Source organism: Bacillus sp. P4_D3, assembly GCF_056401855.1.
Genome location: NZ_JBFUIN010000224.1, coordinates 1 through 5,276, shown reverse-complemented (window position 1 = coordinate 5,276; position 5,276 = coordinate 1). Strand labels below are relative to the sequence as shown.

Annotated in this window: 1 protein-coding gene; it reads left to right on the top strand. The window is 39.8% G+C overall.

The annotated features are described in order from the left end of the window. The coding region (locus AC1DTM_RS17765; protein ID WP_477000576.1) for a beta strand repeat-containing protein at nt 1-5,276 on the top strand (5,276 nt) is incomplete at both ends.

Sequence of the window (5,276 nt, the reverse complement as noted above, 5' to 3'; positions counted from 1 at the left end):
ATTGATGTGTTTACAACGGTAAATACATCGCTCCAAGTATCTGGATTCCCAGCAGGAACGACGAATGACTGGCCATTAAATTCTTCAAGTGCAATTTTGAATCTTCCGGCAGGGAGTAGTATTTTATACGCAGAACTAGTGTGGGCCGGCACATACCGGACCGATACAGAGGATGTTTCAGCTTTTTTAAATGATAACATTACATTTACAACACCGGCAGGAACGTTTTCTGTTACACCAGATCCTGCAACTGCGCAGCAAGGTTCAGTAGGGAACCAGTTTTATTACGTACGTTCAGCTAACGTAACGAATCTTGTTAATACAGGGGGAGCGGGAACATATACAACGGGTGCTGTACCGGCTACAAGAACTTCTGCTGATCCAACAGTCAGTCGTTCAGCTGGTTGGACGCTTGAGGTAGTTTATCAAAATACAAGTTTACCACTTCGGAATTTGTCAGTGTATGCAGGTCAAGAAATTATTGATGCTTCATCACCACCAGTTGATGCTACTATTTCAGGTTTCGCAACTCCATCTACAGGTTCTGTTACAGGAAGAGTACTTGTAACTGCTCAAGAAGGTGATTCTAACATTGTTGGAGATCAACTTCGCTTTGGACCGAATGCGAATGCTACAGTTGCTTTATTCGGACCGAGAAATCCCGCAAATAATTTCTTTCAGTCACAAATTTGTAATGATAGTGGGAATTTAGATACAACTGGCACCTTTGGAAATTTGAATCAGCCGTTAGGGATAGCTTTAGCCGTCCGAAGACAAGGATGGGATATTACGAATGTAGATGCTTCGTCATCCTTAGTAAATAATCAAACGTCAGCAACTGTTCGCTTCGTTACAAATGGAGATGGATATGCTGCAGCTGGTTTTGGTGTTCAAATTGATGCGACAGGGCCAATTATAAATCCTGTTAAATCTGTTGATAAAACAGTTGCAGGTATAGGAGATATTCTCACTTATACGATTACTGTTCCGAATACAGGAACAGGAAGTGCAGAAAACGTTGTATTACAAGATAGTATTCCGAACGGAACAACATTTATAGCTGGTAGTGTAACAGTAGGTGGAGTAACTCAGCCGAGCGCCAATCCAGCTAGTGGGATTAATTTAGGAACGATACCGAATAATGCTCAAAGAGTTGTTGCATTTCAAGTGAGAGTTACGTCATTCCCGAATCCCAATCCAATTTCAAATCGTGCAATGGTGTCATACCAATTCCGTCCTTTTGTTGGAAGTCCTCCTATCACAAGTACAGCTTCTTCAAATACAGTACAGACGACGGTAAATCGCGCAAATGTAAGTTTGCAAAAATCTGTAGATTTACAGACGGCAGCACTTAATGATGTATTAACGTACACAGTTAATGTGACGAATAATGGGAATGTCGCTGCAAATAATGTGATTTTTGTTGATAGTATCCCTGCTGGAACAACATTTGTCGCAAATAGTGTTACGGTAAATGGAGTAGCGCGTCCAGGAGCAAATCCAGCAAGTAGTATTAATATCGGAAGTATTAATGCTTCGCAAACGACTGTAGTGCGTTTTCAAGTTCGAGTAACATCAAATCCTCTTGTAAATCCAATTCCAAATCGTGCGAGTGTAACATTTAACTTTACCCCAGTGCCTGGTCAACAACCAGTTTCAGGTCAAGCGACAAGTAATACAGTGTTTACTACAATAAATATAGCTGATATAAGAACGAGAAAAACAGTGGATAAAGCTTTTGCGACGGTTAACGACGTTCTTACGTACACCGTTACAATTGAAAATACAGGAAATGTACTTGCGACGAACGTTATTTTTCAAGATCCAATCCCAACTGGAACGACTTTTATCGCAAATAGTGTAACTGTAGACGGAGTTTCGCAACCCGGGGCAAATCCGGCGACGGGGTTTGCAGTAGCTAATATATCTCCTGGCGGAAGTAGGACGGTGACATTTCAAGTACGAGTTGTATCAGCACCTTCAGGTGGTACCGTTGCAAATCGTGGGAATGTATCTGCTAATTTCATCGTAAACCCGAATCAGCCACCAATAACGATTAATAGACAAACGAATACAGTTGTAACGCAAATTAATACAGGCGGTTTAAAGGTAATAAAAGAAGTAAATACAACTCAAGCGGCAGTAGGGGATACTTTAACATACACGATTGCCGTCCAAAATACAGGTAACGTTCCGTTAACAAATGTGTTTTTCCAAGATACTACTTCTTCAGCCGTTTCTTTCGTTGCCAACTCTGTAACGATTAATGGAGCACTGCAAAGTGGACTGAATCCGAATTCGGGATTTTCTCTTCCGAATATCCCTGCGGCTCAGACAGTTGTAGTTACATTTGATGTATTAATTGAGCAGGATCCGCCAAATGAAGATATTTTAAATAGTGCAACTGTATCCGCGAATTTTCAAGTGGATCCGAATGAACCACCGGTTACTATTACTGTTCCGAGTAACGTCGTGAATACGGCTGTACAAACAGGGAGCTTTGAAGTTATAAAATCTGTGAATACTGGTGTTGCAACTGTAGGGGATATTTTAGTATATACAGTTGAAATAATAAATGCAGGAAGTGTGCCAGCTACAAATGTATTTTTCCAAGATGCCATTCCGCAAGAGACGTTATTTATTGAAAATAGTGTATTTGTTAATGGAGTTTTACAAGAAGGGGCAGATCCGGAATTCGGATTTACATTAAATGATTTGCCTACTGGTGAGAGTGTGACTGTTACATTTGAAGTATTAATTGATGAAATCCCGATGGGAAATAATGTTGTAAATAATGCGAATGTCACCGGAGATTTTCTTGTAAATCCAACAGAGCCACCAATTACTGTGACGGTGCCGAGTAATACTGTTATGACAGTCGTGAATTCTTCAGGGTTAAATGTAATGAAGAGTGTAAGCGCTACTGAGGCGGGTTTAGGAGATACGTTAACGTATACAGTTCGTATACAAAATAGTGGAACAGTAGCAGCGACAAATGTATCATTCCTTGATCCAATTCCAGCTGGTACAACGTTTGTTGCGAATAGTGTAACAATAAACGGGATCTCTCAACCAGGTTTAAACCCAACAACTGGATTTCCACTTGCTAATATTCCAGTAGGAGGGATGGTAACTGTCACTTTCCAAGTGTTGATCACAAGTGTGCCAGCGAACAGGGTACTTCCGAATAATGCAAATGTAACTGCTGATTTTCAAGTAAGTCCATTGCAGCCACCGATTACAATTGTAACGATTAGTAATATCGTTGTGACACGAGTAAATGTAGGTTCAATTAATGTAATGAAGAGTGTAAATACGCCGCAAGCAGGTGTAGGAGATACGTTAACATATACGATTCGTATTCAAAATACAGGAACTGTTCCTGCAGCAAATATTATTTTTCAAGATCCGATACCTGCCGGAGCTGCATTTGTCGCGAATAGTGTAACGATAAATGGTGTTGTTCAGCAAGGAGCAGACCCTGCGGTAGGTTTTCCAGTTTCGAATATTCCAGTTGGGCAAACCGTTACAATTACGTTTCAAGTTACAGTGACTAGTGTTCCAAGTGGTGGAAATATAAGAAATCAATCAAACGTGACGGCAAGTTTTCTTATAAATCCAGCAGGTCCTCCTATAACGACTGTTACGAATAGTAATTTTGTAGTGACACAAGTAAATACAGCACAGTTAAATATACAAAAATCTTCATCTGTACAACAAGCAGCACTTGGAGAAACTTACACGTATTCTGTTGTCATTCGAAATAACGGAACAGTTATAGCAACGAATGTTTCCTTCATTGATACAGTTGCTCCAGAAACAACATTTGTCGCAAATAGTGTAACGATAAATGGAACTTCTCAACCTGGATTTGATCCAAATGTAGGTTTTGCGCTTCCTAATATTGCAGCTGGAACATCATTGACGGTTACGTTCCAAGTTACAGTAGTTGCGCCGTCTACACGCGGAGCGGTATTAAACACAGCAGCTGCTACAGCCACTTTCTTATTAAATCCTTTACAACCACCTGTAACAACGACAAATTCTAGTAATACGACGGTCGTGACTATACCGTTACCACCTCCAGGGGAAGTGACCGCTACAAAAACAGTTAATGTTGCCACTGGAGCCGTTGGTGATGTATTAACGTATACCGTTCTAATAACGAATATAGGCATTATTCCTGTTACAGATGTGCTCTTCCAAGATGTAATTCCAGAAGGAACAACATTTGTTGCAAATAGTGTAACGATAGGTGGAATCCAACAACTTGGTTTAAATCCAGAACAAGGATTTACAGTTATTCCGTTATTAAATCCTAGTGGGAGTATTTCTGTAACGTTCCAAGTGACGATTACAGCGATTCCTGATAATGAAGTCATATTAAATGATGCAGATGTTACATTTACTTCACAACCGAATCCAATGGAACCGCCGATTACGCAAACAATTTTAACGAATTTAGTCGTTACGACAATTAATATAGCTTTTATTTTCCCATTAAAAATAGTAGATAAAGAAGTAGCGACAGTTGGAGAAGTTTTGACTTATGATGTACTGATTTTTAATTTTGGAACAGTGACAGCAACAGATGTTCAATTTATCGATTCTAGTTCTACTGGGGTAGCATTTGTACCAGGAAGTGTGAGCATTAACGGGGTACCAGAGCCGGGATTAGATCCTTTTATCGGATTTACAGTTCCCGATATCCCTGTAAATGATTTTGTACTTGTCACATATCAGGAAGTGGTAACGAGCATACCAGAAGGGGGAACAGTTGTTAACTTTGTAGACGTTACAGCTACATTTGCTGTAAGTGAAACAGAGCCACCTATAACTGAAACGACGACAAGTAATACGACATTAACTAAAATAAATGAATCTGGTTTGAATGTTTTAAAATCGGTAAGTCAGCCGATTGTTGCAGTAGGCGATACAATCACATATACAACAGTAGTTCAAAATACGGGAACAGTGACAGCGACGAATGTTCAATATAGTGATGTACTACCTTCCTCTATAACATTTGTACCAGACAGTGTAACGATAGACGGTGCGTTACAACCTGGATTCAATCCTAATAATGGATTCCTACTTCCAGATATAAATCCAGGTGAAAGTGTAGAAGTCACGTTTCAGGTAATAGTTGTTAGTGTTCCATCAAACGGAACGATTGCCAATACGGCAAATGTTACTGGAAGCTTTATATTAGTACCAGGAGAACCACCAGTTATAGTAAATCAGCCAAGTAATACAACACTCACAACTGTAAATAG